Genomic DNA, 21,424 nt, shown 5'->3' with positions numbered 1-21,424 from the left:
TTATAGTCGAAATACTAATGCAAGCATGATATATCACGCAATCGTTTAATTTATTACAAAAGTCATGCATTAACACACATTTTAGAATTATGCATCTCATCAAGCAGATCTTGAACTAAATATCCGTCGCTCATGCAATGCATATCAGAAATACCATTACGCATCAAATCATAAGTGACGGAATGGTAAAACACGTCAAGCGCATGCTCATAACTCAACCCAGCACGCTCAGCTAGCAAACTTACAACCCTAGCATACTTCTTTTGCAACAAAATAGGATTCGCCTTCAAAATCCATCACTCCCCTAAAAACTTACTATTTACACACTCGCTTTTTATGTATGTAAGACACAAATCAATAGCTTTTTGACTTCTAAAACAAATTTGGTTATTGGGCTTCTCATACTTTAGCCTACCCAAAGCTTCAGTTTTAGTAATTAAATTATCAAAAAACAATTCAAGAGTGTTATAAACTTTATCGTTCGCAACACCGCCAATTACCACGTCAAAACTACTCGTATCATTTCCAGAACGAGCATTAAGTATGAAATTAAGCCATTCTTCAGAATATGAATCAAACTTAAGAACAGATAATTCACTAAGCGCATCATCGTCAAAATTATAAGAAGAAACGAAAGCATCTTTGTCTTTGCTAATAAATTTCTTCGCCCAATTATCAGCCTGACTGCGTATTGATGTAACGTAAAATCCTGCGCCAAAATCAACATTGTTACGCGAATGTAATACATCTGGAAATTCCACAGGCATAAAAGAACCGTGATAAACAATCATACTTTTACACCTTTTTCGCGCATAAAGGAAATAATGTCATTTGTAATATACTCTTTGCCTTGAGTATGCAAAACATCATAAGATGGAACAATATAAGACATAAGAATATTACTTTTCTTAGTCAAAGCATCATACGTATCGCGAGGGTTTTGATTAAGCTTCTTAGCAACATTTTCAATACAAAATATTGCAAAATCAAGCTTATCTTTGTCAAAGACTTCTTGCTTACTACCAATCATAAACCCTCCTTTTTAAGATAAAGCACAATAGAACACTGACTTACAAAGTAATAATTCTTAAAACAAACCTTTAATACAGTTTACATCAAAAATCGCATATAGAATAAGGCTTCTGACTTTATGTTATAAAACATTTACTCAGAAGCCTTATTCCAATATTTTTTAATTCTTATACGCGTTTATACGCGATTATATGCGATATTTGCGTTTAATGCTTGCGGCGAGACTTGAACATAGACAAACCAAAACCAGCAAACAACGACACAAACAAAGCACTTATAGACATAACCAGTGAAACACCAGTATCAGGCAAATGCTTAGCAGGAGCCTTAGCATTATAAGCCTCACCAGCATCAACAGCCTTAAAACGCTGCTCAACAGAATACTCCACCAGCTTATCCGAAGAATGAACAGGATCCAACACAGGCTGCTCAACAACAGAATACTCTGGATTCTCAGGAACAATCTCAGGAAGAGGAATCCACGAATCATCAGGCACATAAGAAACATCAGGAACGTCAGGAACTGGTATTGGCTCAGGTTCAGGAGTCACATCTGGCTCTGGCTTAGGCGTAGGCTTAGGCTTCGATTCCGGCTCTGGCTCAGGAATCGGCGTTGGTGTTGGCTCTGGTTTCGGCTCAGGTTCAGGCTCAGGAATCGGAGTAGGTTCAGGAGTTGGTTTCTTAACAACTGTAACAGTAGCAGTCTTAGTTACACTTGCCTTCCCTTTATCAGATAAAGTAAATGTCACTTTATAAACGCCAGGCTTTGTATTATCAAAACCACCATTATTAGTAATCTTAACCTCATTTTTTAGGTCTCCATCTTCAGGATCTGTAGCAGAGACAACAAGACTATTTAAATTAAGAGAATCACCAACGGTAATGGTCTTATCCTGCAATGTAAGAGTTGGAGCAACATTCATAACGGTCGCATTTAAATCATAAATAGCATAGACTGTTATATCACTTTTTATTGTAGTTTTTTCAGTAAATATTCCGCTTCTATCCTTACCTGTAGAGTCTGCATTCCACTCTTTAAAAGTGTAACCTTTCTTAGAAGGATTCTTAGGCATAGACTGATCAGTTAATTCATCTCCACTAATAGATAGACCTTGCTGAACTTTCACAGTAGCATACGGTTTCTTGTCACCATCATTTATAAATTTGACGGTAGCAATCTTTCTTCTCAACACAAAAGTAACAACTTTTTGAGTAGAAACATTATCATCTTTGTGCACTGCAATATTAACATTCGCACTAGTTGGAGCACTATTAATATCTGATGAATCAACAACCCACTCATAGTTTGTAGGCGCTTCAGCAGCAGACTTTACGATGTAGTTTCCAGGAGACAAATAAGCAAAACCATTGGAAAGATAACCAGCAGCTTCACTAAGCAAAGCCGTATTTTTATTTGTTATCATTGATTGTAATGCGTTTAACTCTGGAGCTGCGCTAGAGTCAGATGACTTGAAATCACCCGCAATTTGCTTATCGCCAACGTAAAGTTCAAATGGTTTACCACTCTCAATCTTGTTTTGCAAATCTTTGTATTGCACAACAAGCTGAGTAGGAATCGGTCTAAAAGTCACATAATAATGCTTGACTGTTAACTGGTTATCATCCTTATCGCGAGCGATACCGTAATCGTAGTTGCCAAAATTTTCAGTATTATCCTTGGTAAATTTGCCTCCATTAGGAGTATCAATATCGTTACTGTAATAAAGATAACCAGGGATGTTAGTGTTTTTAAGCTCTTCCATAGTTGGGCGCTTAATAGAATCTTTCTTGGGATCGCCTTCGTAGCTTAGAAGAGGCGTATACATATTTCTGACAACCTGATTATTACCAAACCTAACTTCGGAAATATTTTTCATGTCAGACAAATCGGATAAATCCAACTTGGTAAACGGTTTAGTAGAGAACCTATCAGTTTCACTAGAACTACGTTGTGGAAGCTCATCATTCCCTTTAATGTTTGCTGCCTTGCGATATTGCAAGTCATCAACAAAATGAAATTGCGCGCCACATTCGGGTAAAAAGGCAACATATCCAAAAATTCCAGATGAGTCTTCATGATTAAATCCTGATATGTACCCCTTTTTCTGGACACATATCCCTCTTACTTAATCATATCGCCCGCGTGGATGCTTCCCTGTATTTAACAGGAGGCATCCACCCAGTCTTCTTCTGAATCCTCTCATTATTGTAATAATAAATATATTCTTTTAACGCTCTAGCAAACTCAGTAAACGAAGCAAACTCATGCTCATGCCCGTAATACATCTCGTTCTTAAGCCTACCAAAAAACGATTCCATAATCCCATTATCATAACAATTACCTTTACGACTCATAGACTGAATAATCCCATGTTCCTTCAAAACACTCCTAAAATAAGCATGCCTATACTGCCAACCCTGATCAGAATGAAACACAAGCCCTTCAACCATTCGGAAACGTTTAAAAGCCTTATCTAACATGCGTTTTACCTGACCTAAATTAGGGTGCAACGATAAATCATAAGCAATAATCTCATTCGTATGCATATCAAGTATTGGCGAAAGATAACACTTACCCCACTGGAAAGTAAACTGTGAAACATCAGTAGTCCACTTCTGTAAAGGAGCAGTAGTAGTAAAATCACGGTTAATAACATTAGCTGCGACTCTACCAACCTCACCCAAGTATGAATGATATTTTTCCTTTGGACGTTTCCCAACCAGTCGCATGATGTGCATTAAACGTTGAACACGCTTGTGATTAACGTTAATCCCACGGTTTACTAGCTCACCATATACTCTTCTAACACCATACCTGCCCTTATGGTGAGTAAATATTTCTTGAATAATACTCATTAAGGTTTTATTGCGTAGTTCTACCACATTTATTTTGCTTAACTCGAAATAGTAAGTAGACTTCGACATTCTTATAGCATGAAGAAGATGTTTCAGCTTATATCCTTGACAAACGAGTTCTTTTACTGATTCTGCTTTTTCGCCTTGAGTAGAGCAGCTTTCTTTGCCCTCCTCAAGGCATCTAGTTTTTTTAGTATTGCATTTTCTGCTTTAAGATACTCGTTTTTTTCACGAAGAAACTTAAGTTCTTCACGCTCGCTCACGGTTAAAGGCTGGGAATTTTTTGTGTTTTTACGACTCATACAAGGCTCTTTTACTGGTTTTTTACGAGTATGTTTTACTAAACCACTATAACCTTCCGTTTCATATATTTGTACCCATCTTCTTACTTGACCTTCCAGTAACCCGTTCTTAATTGCTACCTGTCTCATACTGCTCCCAGAGAGAACTTGATTAACCAAGCAAAGCTCTTCCTTGGGATCCCAATACCGATGTTTTTTAACACGTGGTTTAAGTACTTCAAGCCCTTTAGCTTCTACTAAACGCGACCAGTATGAGACAATACCGCGGAAATTATTTCTACTAATAGTATTAGGTGTTGGTAATTCTAGGTTTTGACGGTATAGTTCAACACACTTCTTTTTGAACTCGTAACTATATTTACTAGTTGGCATTAAATACCCCTTTTTTCACTAACAGTCCAGAAAAAGGGGTACATATCATCCTTCATAGCCAAAAATAGCTTCATGAGTGTTGTCACCCTCCATAACAACATGAATAAACGTTTGGTTCTTTCTCATATAAACTTTGATATTAGTCTTTTCAGCCAAATTGGATCCAACAAGCTTCCCATTTACCTCGAGCCTGTATGAGATCTTATTGTCGGGAGCTTTATTAAAGTCAAAATCTGCTGATCCATCTGGATTTTTTAGCTCGCGGGATGATCTGTATGGATAAAATTGACCATCGGCAGTATATACACTATCTTTATCAACCCGCGGGAAAAATATGAATGTATCAACTCTTCCAAGCCTGCCATTATATGTATTGATAGTCTCATTAATACTTCTAGTATCGCCAGATGCTTGACCATTCTCTACAGAAAATTTCTTGCCATAAGGCGTATAAAAAATCTTTTGAATAGAAGGCAGAGGTCTAACAGATTTCGTTTTGTCCTGCAACTCTTTAACCTCGGCCGGTGTAATTACATTAGGGAACGGATTTTTTATATCCTTATCATTACTAAAATCATATACGCCACTTCCATCAGGCTTAACTTCGCTTTGCTTATCGACATTAGCAGGCGACTCTACTACCGCCCTATCATATTTTGCTGCTTTAACTGATCTTTGTGTACTTACTTCATCGTTTTTTGGTTTATCCGCATCAGTAAGATCACTTCTTTTATTAGCTTTGTTATCGGCAACAGAACCACTATAGTCAGAGGAAGATGTCAACCTAGTTTCACCACTAGAAGGATCCGCATTATCAAAGTTAGATTCATGACCTTCAGAATCAGACTTCTGTTTTCTAATAATTTCTTGTGACTGTTTAGAAGCATGTGACTGCGCCAAATCGCGCGACTTTGCAGATATATCATTCTGCACATTTTCTTGTGATTTTACAGATTTTTGTGACTTTGCTAAATCACCAAGGAAAGCCCCCCCCCATTAGAAAAATCAGCACTAGTTACATTCTGCTTCACATCTGATGCAGAATTATTTTCAGCTGCATTCGCAGTTTGAGCAATGCAAAAAGCACAAGCAGCTGTAGCAATACTCATCATCGTCGTTGACAACACGATTGCAGTTTTTTTATTCATTTTCGCCTCTTCACTAAAAACTCATAAAATTACATAAATTGTACAAACAACCATTAAGCAAAGCTTAAATCCACAAAACTTATAAACACTTTTAATTATACAATAAAGATAAACATTAAATATAAGTAGATGCACACAATATTTGTTTGAAATCAGATAAGACGATAGCAACGAATTTCCCCCTGATATATAAAACATCAGAGGGAAATTATCAGCATTCGCTCAAAACATTCATAAATACAATACTAATTTTTGCGTTTAGTTATTCCAGCAAGCAAACTAGAAAAACCAGCGAAAAGGGATACGATTGAAATTGCAAATGTTGAAGTTGCTGAAACACCAGTATCAGGCAAATGCTTAGCAGGAGCCTTAGCATTATAAGCTTCACCAGCATCAACAGCCTTAAAACGCTGCTCAACAGAATGCTCCACTGGCTTATCTACAGGACGAACAGGATTCAACACAGGCTGCTCAACAACAGAATACTCTGGATTCTCAGGAACAATCTCAGGAACAGGAATCCACGAATCATCAGGCACATAAGGAACGTCAGGAACTGGTGTTGGCTCAGGCTCAGGAGTCACATCTGGCTCAGGCTTAGGCGTAGGCTTCGATTCCGGCTCTGGCTCAGGAGTCGGCGTTGGAACAGGAGATGGCTTAGGCTCTGGAATAGGAGTCGGTGCAGGAGTCGGAGACGGAGATGGCGTAGGTGCAGGCGCAGGCTTAACCTTATCCTTAAATTGCGCGTACACTGTCATATTGCTCTTTACAACCGTGTCTTTAGTGAAGGCGTCGCCTTTACCATCTTTCTGAGTGTTCCAACCTGCAAAGTCTTTATTAGCTTGCGTCGGATCAGCCGGCATGGACTCACTTGTCCATTCGTCTCCATCGATCGACTTGTTCTCTTGCACTTTTACTTCTGCAAGCTGGGTGTCGCCATTCATAAATGTAACTTTATAACCCGATTCCACCCACTTTGGAAATACAACAAACGTATGGTTAGTAGAGCAATATTGAGTTCCTAGTTTACTGCCAAACGTATTAACGCCCTTGTTGTCTCGTATGAGGGCAAACAAATACGGATAGTCAATATATGGTTTCGTTCCAAAGGGCGAATATGCAACCGTTGTACTGTTTATTACCTTTTTATCGTCGTCGCTCATACGATCAAATGACGTATATGGCCCACCGTTTGATTTTTGAGCAACATAGAACTGCCAACCATCAAACTTATAGCCCGCTTTCACAGGATTCGTTGAAGGGAACTGAATTTTATTATCTTTTACACGCAGACGCGCAAAAATATTGTCATCATTATACGTGAAATTCCAGTTACCATCTGATCGATAGCTTCCATCACCCTTTTTTGGCTGCTCATACGAGAAGCACTTGTCTGCCACAGACTCATCTTTGGCATAGACGATTTCCAGGACATTCAGGCGGAAATATTTGTTTTGATACGTTTTATTAGACCCTTTAGACGGATTCCACTTAAAGTGGTATATCTCGCCTTTAAATTCGTTTCCCTCATTGGCTGAAACATTATTATACGTCACATAATACGGGCTTGGAATTGTGCTATTTACTACGGATACTTCATATGTATGAGTTGAATCATAACTACCCAAGCTTTTTGTTGCGCTCGTAGCAGTGTTAGGATCATAGGTGCCAGCGGTTGTTGCTACTATTTTATTATCAGTTGTATCTTTTATCTGAAACTCTATATTCTTAAAAGCATTTTTTACATCTTGTCTTGATGAGTCTAGTGTAGAACCAAAATCCCAACTACCAAAATTTAATTGGCCAAAATCGCTATCACTTTTAACAAATGCGTTTTTGCCGCCTGCATATTCCTCATTCATAGTTTCCCAGCATAAACTCACCTTAAGTTCAGTTGTTTGTGTTTGAGGTTTCTGTGATTGATTGGGATCTGGCTTACCACTAGCGAAAAGCGCTTGATTAAAAATTGTTGGAGAAACTGAGTCATCATTAACTTTAGACTTTGAATCAATATTTAATTCAGTCTTTGTATCAGTATTTACAACAGAATCTGCATTAGATTTAGCAGTAGTCTCAATTACAGAATTTACATTAGTATTTGCAGAAAGCTTGATACTAGACTTTACATCACTCTTAGTCTCAAGCTTGGATTCAGAGTTTATATCAGACTTCGTATCAATATTTGTACCAGAATTTGGTTTCACATTCTCTTCAGATTTTGCATTATTTTTTTCAGAAGAATCAGAAGACTTTATTACACTCTTATCAGAAGTATCGGTTTTTTGAGAAGTGCTATTTACAACTGGGGGGGGGTAGTAACTTTTGCAGTGGAAGTGCCAGAATCCACGTAAGTATCAGCAGCATTCGCAGTTTGAGCAATGCAAAAAGCGCAAGCAGCTGTAGCAATACTCATCATCGTAGTCGATAATAAAATCACAGTTTTCTTGTTCATTTTTCCCTCTTATAAAACAAATTCTAAGAAAATCAGCAAATGCAAAATCTCAGACTCACTTCCACTATTGAAGCAAACCTGCATTCGCAATTATATCATAAAATCATTATAACTTAACTAAATGTCATAATGTAATTACAATTCAAAATTTGTCATACACATCATGCAATGCGCAGAAAATTACAAATATTAAGTAACTTAACGCACAAGTAAAACAAAATCAGGTATCGATTTTGGAACGATCAAAGTCGTCAGCGTTATCAACAATAAACTGCTTGCGCGGAGGAACATCATCACCCATAAGCAAATCGAATACTTCGCTCGCCTGCTGAGCATCTTCCATACGAATCCTTCTTAGCATTCGCGTTCTAGGGTCCATAGTGGTGTCTGCAAGCTGATCCGCATCCATCTCACCCAAGCCCTTGTAGCGCTGAATATCGCTGTTAAAATCAATGCCCTTAGTTTGCAAATCATCAAGCTTTCCAGCCAATTCGTCGTCTGAGTAAGTGTAAATGTACTCACCTTTGCGCTTTCCAGCGAGCGCAATTCTGTGAAGAGGCGGCACAGCAGCATAAACATGCCCGTGCTCAATAAGCGGACGCATATAACGGTAGAACAGCGTTAGCAACAAAATACGGATGTGCGCGCCGTCAACATCTGCATCTGTCATCATAACAATCTTGTTATAACGCGCTTGAGAAATATCAAAACTTGCGCCCGATCCTGCTCCAACAACTTGAATAATTGCAGCGCACTCTTTGTTGGATAACATTTGCGCAAGACTTGCTTTTTGCACGTTCAAAATCTTACCGCGTATTGGCAAAAGTGCCTGGAAAGCAGAATTTCGAGCAGCTTTTGCCGTACCAAGTGCAGAATCACCCTCGACGATGAAAAGTTCTGCAACATCGTCATTTCCAGGCTGGCAATCAGAAAGTTTTGGTGGCATTGAAGCAGACTCAAGTGCATTCTTTCTACGAGTAACTTCCTTAGTTTTACGCGCTTGAATACGCGCATGCATTTCGGAAACGATTTTCTCTAAAACTCTGGCAGATTGCTCTTTGAATCCTCGCTTGGACCCGCTAATCATCTCCCCAAATTGAGAGTCAGTCATTTTTGTAACGATTGGCTTAACTTGAGCAGTTCCAAGAACATCCTTAGTTTGACCTTGGAATTGAGGTTCAGCAATGCGAACTGTTACAACAGCAACCATTCCAGCTAGAATATCGTCTCGCTCAATCTTAGTGTTTGAATCTTTAAGATTTACTTTTAGCTTGCGAGCATTATCTTCAACAGCTTTACGAATTTGCTTAGTCAATCCTTGCAAGAATCCGTCTACGTGCATGCCTCCGCCAGGAGTTTCAACAACGTTTACGAAACTAATAATCGTTGAATCGTATCCGTTTACCCAACGCATCGCAATGTCAACGCCACATTTACGCGTCACTTGCTGAGCATGTAAATCTCCAGCAGAATCAACAGCTTGTGTCTCCTCTACATACGTATCTTCGCCAGAAATACGCCAAATATCTGAGACTGCTTGACCCTTTGAAAGAAAATCAACGAAATCTTTTACTCCGCCGTTATGCAAAAATTCAACCACTCGAGGATGATGCTTATTTTGCAATTCTCTAGAAGACTCACTATTTGCAACAGATTGCGCAGTGGTTTCTTCTGATTCGCCATCAGATTCAGATTCTTCTGATTCATATTCAGATTGATTTAGCTCATTAGCTTCATTATCTACGGTTGCTGGCGATTCATCCTTAAAAGCCAAATCATCTGTTAAATCACTAGTATTAGCATTCGCATCATCACTAGCGCTAACATCAATCTCTTGAATATCGCTAAATTCGCCTTCTGGCACATGCTCGTCAATAACAGTAATGCGCAAGCCTGGAACCAAAAAACTAGTTTGACGAACTCGATCAATCAACTGTTCATAACTAAAGCGAGCTGTTGAATTAAAAATCTCAGGATCAGCCCAATAGCGAACTCGAGTACCTGTAGTTTTTGGAGAAACAGTACCAATAATTTCAAGCTCAGTAGGCTTGTTCTTGCGTGTGCGCTTAAACGGAGAAGCTGGAGACGGATTTGCTGGATCTGCGTCACTATAAACACCAGGATGCCCCTGATGGAAAGCCATGTGATGCGTTTTACCATCTCTATCAACTTCAACATCCAGTCGCAAGCTTAAAGCGTTTACAACAGAAGATCCAACACCATGCAAACCACCTGCAGCATTGTACGAAGCATTACCAAACTTAGCTCCAGCGTGAAGCTTAGTTAAAACAACTTCAACACCTGTAAGTTTTGTTTTAGGCTCTACATCTACTGGAATGCCACGTCCATTATCTGCAACTTCAATAGAACCATCGTCGTGAAGAGTGACAATAATATGGTCACAAGCCCCAGCCAAAGCCTCATCAACAGCATTATCAATGATTTCCCAAAGGCAATGCATTAAACCTTGACTATCAGTGGTGCCAATATACATGCCTGGGCGCTTTCGTACAGCATCCAAGCCTTCAAGCACAGTCAAACTGTCGGCATCATACTGTTCTCGATCTTTATTAGAGACCACTTCTACCCCTTGTACAACACGAATATTAAGCAACCACTAAGCAATAAGTGTCGCATCCCTGCTAAACAAAGCAACAATACGACACTTTACTTGTTAATTATTCTAAAATCACTGATCTAAGAAGTCACGCAAAGTTTGCGATCTAGAAGGATGGCGCAACTTAGACATTGTCTTAGACTCAATCTGACGAATACGCTCACGAGTAACACCATAGACTCGACCAATATCGTCTAAAGTCTTTGGCTGACCATCTTCCAAACCGTAGCGCATTTTAATAACGCCAGCTTCCCTAGGAGACAAAGTTTCAAGAACTTGTCTAAATTGTTCCTGAAGAAGCGAGAATGCTACAGCGTCCGATGGAGCGATTGCGTCAGTATCTTCAATCAAATCGCCAAACTCAGAATCACCATCTTCGCCCAAAGGAGTGTGCAAAGAAATTGGCTCACGACCATACTTCTGTACTTCTTGCACCTTTTCAACAGGCATATCAAGCTCGCGTGCAAGCTCATCTGGCGTAGGTTCGCGACCCAAATCTTGAAGCATCTGGCGCTGAACTCTAGAAAGCTTATTAATAACTTCAACCATATGCACTGGAACTCGAATAGTACGAGCCTGATCTGCCATAGCACGAGTAATAGCCTGGCGAATCCACCAAGTAGCATAGGTTGAGAACTTAAAGCCCTTCTTCCAATCGAACTTTTCTACTGCTCGAATTAAACCGAGATTACCTTCCTGAATCAAATCAAGGAAAAGCATGCCTCTACCTGTATAACGCTTTGCAAGAGAAACCACAAGACGCAAGTTTGCTTCAAGAAGATGATCTTTAGCTTTCTTACCGTCTGCTGCAGCCCACTTAAGCTCACGCTTACGCTTAAACTCCATTTGGTCAATTTGCGTATCAAGCAAATGCTGAGCATACAAACCAGCCTCAATACGCTCTGACAAATCAACTTCCTGCTCTGCGTTAAGCAGGCTCACACGACCAATCTGCTTTAAATAATCCTTAACAGGATCCGCTGTAGCACCAGTGGCGATTACTCGACGCTTAGGATTTCCAGAAGGCGTAAGATTATCGTCGTCATCATCATCTCGAACAATAAAAGCACCTTTTGCTTGTGGAACTTGTGGCGCTTCTTCTTTATTATCGTCAGAATCTTCGGAATCTTCATCATCTGGAATGTCATCCAGATTATTCATATCGTCAACGTCATCTAAATTGTCAACATCGTCTACATCAAGATCATCATGGATTTCATCAAAATCTTCTAAATCCATGTGTTCTTCATCTGGATCCATGTCTGCATCAACGTCAACATCTACATCTTGATCATCAACATCTTCTGACATTTTAAATTCCTGATTTTCTTCCTTGCCCATCTTGGAATCGACAATAGATGTATCTTCGCTCGCCAAACTTTTCCTCCTGTAGATTCCCTGCTATGCGCAAAGTAATCCGCCATATTAAGGCATTCACCATACCTTGCTATGCCCTTTAAAGGCATCTCACTATACCACAAAGGCATAGTTATGGCAAGGGCAACTTTTACTTAAGAAGTAAATCATCTTCTAAGGACGATTTTTTCTGCTTCCCTACTTGCGGCGTGGCGAATTTTCTACACCATGCTGGCTCAACATGACTTTTGTATGCATTATCCACAATCATAGCCATAGAACAATCAGGATCGATTTCTAGCGCCATTGAAACGTATCTTTCAACATCTCCTAGCTTAAACCACCAGCTTATATAAGACATTAATGCGTAAACTTGTACTTTTAATTTAGGATTATTATCTACAACATAAGTCATAGCTTTTAGCAAGTTAACAACGTCTAGCGCTTTACAAATATCAGGCAACTCATATTCTTCGTTAAATTTTTCTTCTAGAAAATCTCTTAATTCCTTAGATCTTTCTTTTTCTCGTGGAGCTAAAGCTAGCACGAGCAGATCATTTATGTTGTAATACTCGCCTTTACTGTCTAGTAAAGACACAAGAAGAGTATCTCGAACATTAATGTTATTTAGCATTGCAATCGGCAACATTATTAAGTCATAACCCACAATATTGCCGTCTTTTTTAGAAACCATGTTATGCCAGTTTCGTATAGATTGTGTAACAAAAATATCATAACTTGAAAATACAGCTTCCTCTTTTTTAACATTCAAATTTTTGCTCATATAATCTATGCCTATGTATTTTTCAAAAAGATCTGGCGTTAAATCTCTAAGACATTTAATCCAATAATCTTCATAATTATGATGTTTGTTAATATAATCTTTAGGAATATCTAAAACTGTCATACATTCTTTTGGAACATTACTGATATTCACTTTTTCTATACTATTTCCAGCAACACAAGTCATAGCAAAGTACTCTTCAGATATTCCGCAAAACATACCTGCAGCATATAAATTTGTTAATTCTTTCAAAGTTGAATATTCATGATCATTATCTTCAAAAACTTGCTTGTTTTCCAATTCACTTTTTATTTGCATAATTCCTCCTTATTTTGTTGTGTTTTTATACTGTTTTTAACTTGGTAATAAGAGTTTTGCAGCAGAAACAAATTAGTGCAATAAAAATAACGCAATGTGGTTAAAGGCTATAAAATCCTAGAAAATACTAGAAAAATACTCATTTTGTAATGTCTAAGGCATGTGGATAACTCTTAATATGAGTTTAGATTCGCAAAAGTCATGTATAGAGACGCGTATAAGCGAATTAATTTATGACCAATTTAATTCTTTAGCTTGTAAAAACCTTATTTCCAGTTGTGATAAAACACTTAAAGATGTAGTAAAACAAGCAATTTCTTCTAGTGAAGGCGGCAAAAGACTCAGAGCTTACTTAGCTTTAGAAGCTTTCGATGCAGTACGCGGTAACTGCTCTAAAGACACTGCATATTGCGCAATGCTGGATGTTGCATGCGCTTTAGAAGTTTTTCAAACTGCAGCACTTGTACATGACGATATAATCGACGAATCGGCTTTAAGACGAGGAAGACCAAGCGCATATTGCGCATTGAGCAAAGCATGCAATAGCAAGCATATCGGCATTGGACTTGGATTAATGCTTGGAGATATTTTAGCAACTCAAAGCTTTGACATAACTAGAAAAGCATGTACTAATTTGCGCAATCCTCAAGAAGTTTTAGGCGAGTTTGCAAATATGCAAAGAAATGTTGGTATTGGTCAAGTTTTAGATCTTTCCATAGAAATGATGAGCCTTAAAAATCCAAAGAAACTAGCAGAATCCTCAATAAATGTTTTTCGTTGGAAAACTGCAAGTTATACAACTATAGCTCCACTTGCGCTCGGATTTTTATCTGCTGGACTTAATAAAAATTACGCTATTAAGTTGGCGAATGATATTGGTGAACCATTGGGAATTGCTTTTCAGATTGCAGATGATCTTATTGATATTGTTTCAGATTCTGCTCACACTGGAAAGCCTATTGGAGGCGATATTCGAGAAGGTAAACGCACTGTCCTTTTGGCTGATGCACTAGATCTTTCTTCAAGCGAAGATCGTCTATTTTTGATAGATGCTTATAACTCTAATAATCGCAATGAAGATGATGTTAATAGGATTATTAACATTTTCAATCAGAGTGGTGCTATAAGTAAGTCTAAAAAGCGCATTCACAATCTTTGGGTTGAATCGCAAGAAAAAATAGATAACAGTACATTATCTGAATTTGGAAAATCCATATTGAACGAGGTTTCTAGCAAATTCATTCCTAAAGAATGGCAGTAAAATCACTGATATACTAAATATTTAGTGGATACTGTATTGCCTGTACACTTTTAGGTAGTTGGTTTAATACGCGTATAAGGGATTTACTACATGAGTGAAGTTCAAGCGCAACCAGGAATGTGTATTGAGAATCGCTATCGCATAATGCGGAAGATAGCAGAAGGCGGCATGGCTACCGTTTATCAAGCGCAAGATGAGCGTCTTAATCGCCCAGTTGCGCTTAAAATCATGCATACTCAACTAGCTCAAGGAATACATAGAGAGCAATTTATTGCAAGATTTAGGCGTGAAGCTACATCTGCTGCTGCAATAGCGAATCCTCATATTGTTCAGGTTTACGATACTGGCGAATTTGAAGGGCTTGACTACTTGGTGATGGAATATGTTCATGGAGTAAATCTTAGATACGAAATGAACAAATATGGCACATTTAGCCTAAAAGACACTCTTCGAGTTCTCGCGGAAACTTTAGATGGTCTTGCATCCGCACACCTTGCTGGTGTTGTACACAGAGATATTAAACCAGAAAATATTCTTATTAACGACCGCGGTCACGTGCAAATAACTGATTTTGGTCTTGCTCGTGCTATATCGCAAGCTACACTTTCTTCTACTGGTCTTCTTCTTGGAACCGCCGCATACCTAGCTCCAGAAATGATTGAAAAGAATCTTGCCACTCCTCAAGGAGACTTATACTCTGCTGGAATGATGGCTTGGGAAATGCTTGCTGGGCGTGTTCCCTTTAGCGCAGATAATCCTGTTACGCTTGTTTTTAAGCATGTTCATGAAGACACTCCATCTATAAAAACAATTTGTAGCGATATCAACTCTTCTATAGCTGATTTTCTTGCATCTATTACTGCTCGAGAAATGGAAAAAAGACCGAGTGACGCTTCTAAAGCACTTAGTATACTTAGACAAATTTGCGCTAATATGCCTAAAGAAGATTGGCAATATAAGTTTAATCCAAATTACGATAATGAAGATCAACTTTTAAATACGACTTTAGACGCAATCAAAACTGAAAATAGAATGTCTGATTCAGATAAATTCGATAAAAGAAATTACTCTAACATACCTCTTCCTCCTAATGCGAGCGATGCGAATAATGCTGATAAAGTTAATAAAGAGAATGTAAATCAGAGTAGTTCTAATCCTAACAATATTGGAAATGAGGTATTGTCTAAAACTAAAGACATTGACAAAACAACTGATATTGACAAAACAGCTGATATTGATGCGACTATGACAATAGTTCAAAAAAACAGTAACAGTGATTTTAACTATTCCAATAGTCAAAATTCTTCAAACAGTGTGAATCAACTTGAAGATTTTAATGATAGCAATATGCTAACTATTGCTATGCGTGCGCCTCAATTTAATAAGAATGATTTAAGCACTGACGGTAAAAGTCAAAACTCTAATCATAAAAAATTACACAATAAAGTTGTTATTATAGCTGTTAGCAGCGCGGCAGTTATTGCAGCAGCAATCGCATTTGGTTCTTACTGGTATTATCTAGGACCTGGAAGCTACTGGTCTTTGCCGAAACCAAATACGCAGTCATGCAAAACACAAGAAGCTTGCAAAATCACAAATATTCCATGGTTTGATTACGAGCAAACTCTTAAAATATCCAATATTCCTTATTCTGTTCAAAAAGAATTTAGCGATAATATACCTTCTGGAAACATTATTTCCACTAATCCTGATTTCAGTGGCGGTCATGTATCTAAACACGGAAATAATAAAGTTCATGTTATTGTGTCAAAAGGAATACGACAATCTACAATTCCTGAAGATATTATCGATCCAACATCAACAACTGGTAAGAATCCTATAAAAGCTTTACGCAAGGCTGGTTTTACTTCTATTAATCACAAAGAAAGCAACGACGTTTATTCATTAGATGTTCCTAAAGGCTGTGTTGTAGAAATTTCTCCAACACCAGGAATGCAAATGAATCACAATAAGAACATTACTGTTGTATTATCTAAAGGTCCTATGCCTGTTTCTATGCCAGATGTTGTTAACCGAACAAAAGAAGATGCGGATAAAGCATTTAACGACGCAAAACTTGTTCCAACATACAGTGAAGAGTTCAATGATACCGTTGAAAAAGGCAAAATTATTAGCACATCTGTAGAAAAAGGAGCGCAACTTCATTGGGGAGATAAACTCAATGTCGTTGTTTCTAAAGGTCCAAGAACTGTTACTATGCCAGATGTTCGCAATAAAAATGCTAACGACGCTCGAAAAGCTCTTGAAGCCCTAGGACTAAAAGTAAATGTTTCCGCTCCGCTTGGAGACTTTATGCACACGGTAAGATTCCAGTCTGTAGCTCCTGGTACACAAGTTCGTGTTCTTGATGAAAGCGGAAACCCAACAGTTGTTACATTAACCGTTATTTGATTTATACAAATAACGTAGGTAATGCTACACACACATTGTATGAAATGTTGTATGAAATGTTGTGAGTTATGTTGTAGGTTGTTTGAATCAAAATATTTTACTCAAATAATCTACAACAAACAATTTACCAGCTTATTTCGCTGATTCTGCCATAATACGCTTTTTAACGGTTTGAGCATATTCGTCAACATATTCTTGACCGCTCATTTTTTGAATTGTCTTGGTTACTCTATCGGTAAGCTCACGAAGAATATCGTGCGTAATATCTTCTGGATTCATTTTTTCAACTTCAATAGGCTCGCCATAAATAGCCTTTGTATAGCCCTTTGCAGGCATAACCTGACCATGCCTTTGCAATTCCCTAGTACCAATAATCGCAACCGGAATAATCGGGCATCCTGTTTCTAAAGCTAAGCGAGCGGCACCAGTATGTCCCTTATATAATCTTCCATCAGGACTTCTAGTTCCTTCAATATGAATTCCAAAAAGCTGTCCATTTTCTAATATCGCACGAGCATGATTCAATGCCCCAAGAGATTTAGAACCTCCAGAACGATCTACTGGGAATACGCCAACGGACGTAAACCACCATTTTTTAAAGCGACCCTTTAATCCTTTGCCTTCAAAATACTCGGCTTTACCCATAAAATGAATCATCCTAGGGCATGTGAGAGGCAAAAGTGCATCGTCAATCACAGCAAGATGATTTGCGGCAATAATAGCCCCACCTTTTTTAGGAATGTTGTTAACGCCTTGAGCAGTAGGATTAATCCGTAAACGCGCAATAAATCCAAACCCCTTTACGAAGAACCAATACAACATTCTAAAAACCCCTTCTAGCAAGAGTTACTAAAAGCGAATCATTACGCAATCAAGCAGACTTGCTACAGTATAATTTATGACTCCTTCTAAGAATACCAACTCCCCTCACCCTGAGGACAAAAACTCAAACAACAATAATGATGATTCTTTTGTCGATAATTCTTTTAATGAGAATTGGTCTGATTTTATTAGAGATCATGCAGAAGATTTTAAAGAAATAGAGAAATCTAAAAGTGCGAAAATCTTTAAAAAACGTATTAGTCAGGCGACAAAACCACTTACTAAAATAGCGTCATACAATAATGCTGGTCCAAGAGATAACGTTAAGACCAGTTGGTTAGATGTTGATGAAACAATGGATTCTTACGGAGACGATTTTGTTCCACCAAACCCACATTTTAAGAATATTTCTATTACCCTCATAGTTTTATGGACTATTCTTATTCTGGGCATTTTGGGCGTAATTCTGAGCGTCTTAGTGCCATATTTCGCAGCATACTCAGGTACTATAAGCGCTTTTCTGTTTCTTGTTGGATCTGCAGGCTTACTTATGAGTAGAAAGAAAAATTATACTTCTAGTGAAGATTACAACGACTACGGAAAAGGCGCACGAGTTTAAGTGCATTTATACAAAAGAATGAGGCTGATGTTAAAGCACCAGCCTCATTTTTTAAAGATTACAACTTAAAATTTAATCTTCGTTTAAACTAAAATTATTTTGATCCTCATTCTGACCATGGCATAACTTGTACTTTCTGCCAGAGCCACATGGGCACTCATCATTCTTGTTCGTTCCTGGGAACGTACGACCATCAGCCCAAGGAGTCTTCCATTCTTCAACCTTTGGACGCTTACTCAATGGCACTTCACCATCAGCATGGCTCATAGGAGCAGGACCAACGATTCCAGAATGCTCATCTTCTTCTTGTTCTGCTTGCTCAATATCGGCATCAACATAAGAATCATCTTGGTTTTCAGTTTCCGCAACAATCTGCTCGAGATTCATACGGAACAGAAGCTGAATAGACTCTTCCTTAATTGCCTCAATCATTGAGTTATACATCTGGAAGCCTTCGCGCTGATATTCAACCAGAGGGTCACGCTGACCCATACCGCGCAAACCAATACCATCCTTCAAATAATCCATCTCATAAAGATGTTCACGCCACTTGCGATCAAGAACAGCAAGAACAACTCTACGCTCAAACTGGCGCAAGTTATCAGAACCCATTCTTTCTTCAAACACAGCGTAAATAGTAGTAACGCCATCTACTATAGTGTCTCGCAAAGCTTCAACAGCTTTTTCTCCCTTAAGAGACTCAATTTGCAAGCGCAGCTGATCCCAATCCAAAATAATTGGCATAACAGCATTAACAGCGTCTTTAAGACCTTCCCAATCCCAGTTCTTTGGCTTATCAGAACCGTTCATAGCTCCACGAACATAGCTATCGGCAGTATCTTTAATAAACTTCAAGATATCTTCATGAATATCTTCACCTTTAAGAACAGTCTGACGTTCTGAATAAATAACAGTACGCTGCTTATTCATAACGTCATCGTACTTCAAAACGTTCTTACGCATTTCAAAGTTACGAGCCTCAACAGTCTTTTGAGCCGTACGAACGCCATTAGAAACATACTTGGATTCAATCGGCTCACCTTCTGGCAAACCTTTAGCCATAACGCGCGCAACAAGCTGAGTGTTGAACAAACGCATTAAATCGTCTTCCAAGCTCAAGTAGAAACGAGATTCACCAGGATCTCCCTGACGACCAGAACGACCTCTAAGCTGATTGTCAATACGACGAGATTCGTGACGCTCAGTGCCAAGAACATACAAGCCACCAAGCTTCTTAACCTCTTCATGTTCGTCTTTAACTTGCTCTTTGACTTCTGCCAAAACTCCTGGCCAACGCTTCTCATACTCTTCTGGAGTATCGTCTGGAGAATAACCTTCTGCCTTAAGCTTTGCATCTGCAAGGAACTCAACGTTTCCACCAAGCATAATATCTGTACCACGACCTGCCATGTTTGTAGCAACAGTCACAGCACCCTTACGACCAGCAACAGCAACAACAGCTGCTTCCTTAGCATTCTGCTTAGCATTCAATACCTGATGAGGTATACGAGCAACATCCAAAAGTGAAGAAACAATCTCAGAGGATTCAACCGATGCCGTACCAAGCAAAACAGGCTGACCCTTTGCATGACGCTGAGCAACATCTCGAACAATAGCAGCAAGCTTTTCTTTCTTAGTACGGAAGATTAAATCATCCTTATCCATACGAATAACTGGACGATTAGAAGGAATTGGAAGAACACCAAGCTTATATGTTCCCATAAACTCTGCGGCTTCCGTTTCTGCAGTACCAGTCATACCAGAAAGCTTGTCGTACATACGGAAGTAGTTTTGCAAAGTAATAGTTGCAAAAGTCTGATTTTCCGCCTTTACTTCGACATTCTCCTTGGCTTCAATCGCTTGATGCAAACCATCGCTGTAACGACGACCTGGAAGAACTCGACCAGTATGCTCGTCAACAATAAGAACTTCGCCATTAGTAACAACGTAATCGCGATCAAGAAGGAATAATTCCTTAGCTTTCAAAGCATTATTCAAGTATCCAATTAAAGCAGTGTTACTTGGCTCATAAAGATTCTCTATACCTAAGTAATCTTCAATCTTTGCAATACCTGAATCTAAAATACCAGCAGTCTTACGCTTCTCATCAATCTTGTAGTCAACATCGCGATCAAGCTTTAGAACAAGCTTTGCAAACTCGCGATACCAACGCGTAACATCACCTTCGGCAGGTCCCGAGATAATAAGTGGCGTACGAGCCTCATCGATAAGAATGGAATCAACCTCATCGACTATTGCGTAATGGTGACCACGCTGAACAAGATCACTCTTTTCCCAAGCCATGTTGTCACGCAAATAGTCGAAACCAAACTCGTTATTAGTTCCATAAGTAATATCTGCGTTGTATTGCTTCCTACGCTCTGGAGGCTGCTGATCCGTAATAATGCATCCAACACTCATACCGAGGAACCTGTAAATACGCCCCATAAGCTCGCTCTGATAGCTAGCAAGATAGTCGTTAACGGTAACAACATGAACGCCTTTACCTTCCAAAGCATTTAAATAGCTAGGCAATGTTGCAACAAGTGTTTTACCTTCACCAGTCTTCATTTCTGCAATATTGCCCCAATGCAATGCTGCACCACCCATGAGCTGAACGTCAAAATGACGCTGACCAAGAGTACGCCTTGAAACCTCTCTTACTGTAGCAAATGCTTCTGGCATTAAATCATCAAGTTTTGCACCATTGTCTAACTTCTGCTTGAATTTTGCCGTTTGCCCTTTAAGCTCTTCATCGGAAAGCGCAGAAATCTCATCTTCTAGCGCATTCACAGCCTTTGCAACATTCTCAAGGCGCTTCAATTGACGGCCTTCACCCATGCGCAAGGCTTTATCGACGATATCTACCACGTTTAGCTCCCTTAGGTCGTGTCTATTATTCGGCTAGCCAATATAGACGTAAACTGTGCCTATATTACGCGACGGCTACGATTTTTGCAGCTAGCGAGTCCAAAACAACGCATAAAATGCCCGCCTAGCTAATTACTAGACGGGCATTAAACTCATATGAGTTATTTTATTTACTTTATTTACCCTTATTCTTCTATTGTTT

Annotated in this window: 15 protein-coding genes and 2 pseudogenes; 3 read left to right on the top strand and 14 right to left on the bottom strand. The window is 38.8% G+C overall.

The window, feature by feature from the left end; genetic code table 11:
* Window positions 1-62: 62 nt before the first annotated feature.
* The 12 genes and pseudogenes from HXT24_RS03845 to HXT24_RS03790 all read right to left on the bottom strand — a co-directional run bounded on the left by HXT24_RS03845 (window position 63) and on the right by HXT24_RS03790 (window position 13,237).
* Complete coding sequence (locus tag HXT24_RS03845; RefSeq protein WP_415681344.1) at window positions 63-290, bottom strand: DUF3791 domain-containing protein; 228 nt, start codon at window positions 288-290, stop codon at window positions 63-65.
* Window positions 291-296: 6 nt separating this feature from the next.
* Window positions 297-791 carry a DUF3990 domain-containing protein gene (locus HXT24_RS03840; RefSeq protein WP_004125069.1) on the bottom strand — a complete coding sequence of 165 codons (495 nt, stop codon included), beginning with the start codon at window positions 789-791 and terminating at the stop codon, window positions 297-299.
* Window positions 788-1,030 (bottom strand): DUF3791 domain-containing protein, encoded by a 243-nt coding sequence (locus tag HXT24_RS03835; protein ID WP_019261981.1) that lies wholly within the window; start codon window positions 1,028-1,030, stop codon window positions 788-790. The genes HXT24_RS03840 and HXT24_RS03835 overlap by 4 nt, the downstream gene beginning before the upstream one ends.
* 208 nt (window positions 1,031-1,238) lie before the next feature.
* Window positions 1,239-3,032 (bottom strand): InlB B-repeat-containing protein, encoded by a 1,794-nt coding sequence (locus HXT24_RS03830; protein WP_422119199.1) that lies wholly within the window; start codon window positions 3,030-3,032, stop codon window positions 1,239-1,241.
* A 130-nt stretch (window positions 3,033-3,162) separates the two neighbouring features.
* A pseudogene (locus tag HXT24_RS03825) lies at window positions 3,163-4,005 on the bottom strand (IS3 family transposase); the annotation flags it as partial.
* A gap of 5 nt (window positions 4,006-4,010) precedes the next feature.
* On the bottom strand, window positions 4,011-4,562 hold the full coding sequence (locus HXT24_RS03820; protein WP_422119198.1) for a transposase: 552 nt from the start codon (window positions 4,560-4,562) through the stop codon (window positions 4,011-4,013).
* A gap of 45 nt (window positions 4,563-4,607) precedes the next feature.
* Entirely contained in the window at window positions 4,608-5,495 is an 888-nt protein-coding gene (locus tag HXT24_RS03815; RefSeq protein ID WP_422119197.1) for a hypothetical protein, read from the bottom strand.
* A gap of 35 nt (window positions 5,496-5,530) precedes the next feature.
* Window positions 5,531-5,710, bottom strand: a complete 180-nt coding sequence (locus HXT24_RS03810; protein ID WP_415681341.1) for a primosome assembly protein PriA — start codon at window positions 5,708-5,710, stop codon at window positions 5,531-5,533.
* A 245-nt stretch (window positions 5,711-5,955) separates the two neighbouring features.
* A pseudogene (locus HXT24_RS03805) lies at window positions 5,956-8,162 on the bottom strand (InlB B-repeat-containing protein).
* A 220-nt stretch (window positions 8,163-8,382) separates the two neighbouring features.
* Window positions 8,383-10,743, bottom strand: a complete 2,361-nt coding sequence (locus HXT24_RS03800) for a DNA gyrase/topoisomerase IV subunit B (RefSeq protein WP_116692191.1) — start codon at window positions 10,741-10,743, stop codon at window positions 8,383-8,385.
* A 108-nt stretch (window positions 10,744-10,851) separates the two neighbouring features.
* Window positions 10,852-12,156, bottom strand: a complete 1,305-nt coding sequence (locus HXT24_RS03795) for an RNA polymerase sigma factor (protein WP_019261983.1) — start codon at window positions 12,154-12,156, stop codon at window positions 10,852-10,854.
* Window positions 12,157-12,286: 130 nt separating this feature from the next.
* Window positions 12,287-13,237 carry a hypothetical protein gene (locus HXT24_RS03790; protein ID WP_410311610.1) on the bottom strand — a complete coding sequence of 317 codons (951 nt, stop codon included), beginning with the start codon at window positions 13,235-13,237 and terminating at the stop codon, window positions 12,287-12,289.
* Between the two features lie 178 nt (window positions 13,238-13,415).
* On the opposite strand from HXT24_RS03790, the gene HXT24_RS03785 reads away from it, so the two are divergent.
* Both HXT24_RS03785 and HXT24_RS03780 read left to right on the top strand, forming a co-directional pair.
* Entirely contained in the window at window positions 13,416-14,498 is a 1,083-nt protein-coding gene (locus HXT24_RS03785; RefSeq protein WP_032812374.1) for a polyprenyl synthetase family protein, read from the top strand.
* Window positions 14,499-14,588: 90 nt separating this feature from the next.
* The gene (locus HXT24_RS03780; protein WP_016814173.1) at window positions 14,589-16,910 is read left to right on the top strand and encodes a Stk1 family PASTA domain-containing Ser/Thr kinase; all 2,322 of its coding nucleotides are present in this window, start codon (window positions 14,589-14,591) and stop codon (window positions 16,908-16,910) included.
* Between the two features lie 132 nt (window positions 16,911-17,042).
* On the opposite strand, the gene HXT24_RS03775 is transcribed toward HXT24_RS03780, so the two are convergent.
* Complete coding sequence (locus HXT24_RS03775; protein ID WP_004112549.1) at window positions 17,043-17,732, bottom strand: lysophospholipid acyltransferase family protein; 690 nt, start codon at window positions 17,730-17,732, stop codon at window positions 17,043-17,045.
* 76 nt (window positions 17,733-17,808) lie between these two features.
* Between HXT24_RS03775 and HXT24_RS03770 the strand changes: the two genes are divergently transcribed.
* Complete coding sequence (locus HXT24_RS03770) at window positions 17,809-18,351, top strand: hypothetical protein (RefSeq protein WP_016814170.1); 543 nt, start codon at window positions 17,809-17,811, stop codon at window positions 18,349-18,351.
* Between the two features lie 72 nt (window positions 18,352-18,423).
* Here the strand turns inward: HXT24_RS03770 and secA are convergent, their stop codons facing one another.
* Window positions 18,424-21,222 (bottom strand): preprotein translocase subunit SecA, encoded by a 2,799-nt coding sequence (secA, locus tag HXT24_RS03765; RefSeq protein WP_415686185.1) that lies wholly within the window; start codon window positions 21,220-21,222, stop codon window positions 18,424-18,426.
* Window positions 21,223-21,424 lie beyond the last annotated feature (202 nt).

This window comes from Gardnerella sp. DNF00354 (assembly GCF_049262755.1).
GTDB classification, from domain to species: Bacteria; Actinomycetota; Actinomycetes; order Actinomycetales; family Bifidobacteriaceae; genus Bifidobacterium; species Bifidobacterium vaginale.
Note: the sequence above shows the minus strand (reverse complement) of the source record. Positions and strands in the feature narration are given on the sequence as shown.

Excerpts from the sequence above, each read along its gene's own strand:
- HXT24_RS03810 (WP_415681341.1), bottom strand. The coding sequence starts at position 5,710 with ATGAATAAAAAAACTGCAATCGTGTTGTCAACGACGATGATGAGTATT.
- HXT24_RS03780 (WP_016814173.1), top strand. The coding sequence starts at position 14,589 with ATGAGTGAAGTTCAAGCGCAACCAGGAATGTGTATTGAGAATCGCTAT.
- HXT24_RS03785 (WP_032812374.1), top strand. The coding sequence starts at position 13,416 with ATGAGTTTAGATTCGCAAAAGTCATGTATAGAGACGCGTATAAGCGAA.
- HXT24_RS03790 (WP_410311610.1), bottom strand. The coding sequence starts at position 13,237 with ATGCAAATAAAAAGTGAATTGGAAAACAAGCAAGTTTTTGAAGATAAT.
- HXT24_RS03840 (WP_004125069.1), bottom strand. The coding sequence starts at position 791 with ATGATTGTTTATCACGGTTCTTTTATGCCTGTGGAATTTCCAGATGTA.
- HXT24_RS03775 (WP_004112549.1), bottom strand. The coding sequence starts at position 17,732 with ATGTTGTATTGGTTCTTCGTAAAGGGGTTTGGATTTATTGCGCGTTTA.
- HXT24_RS03835 (WP_019261981.1), bottom strand. The coding sequence starts at position 1,030 with ATGATTGGTAGTAAGCAAGAAGTCTTTGACAAAGATAAGCTTGATTTT.
- HXT24_RS03770 (WP_016814170.1), top strand. The coding sequence starts at position 17,809 with ATGACTCCTTCTAAGAATACCAACTCCCCTCACCCTGAGGACAAAAAC.
- HXT24_RS03820 (WP_422119198.1), bottom strand. The coding sequence starts at position 4,562 with ATGCCAACTAGTAAATATAGTTACGAGTTCAAAAAGAAGTGTGTTGAA.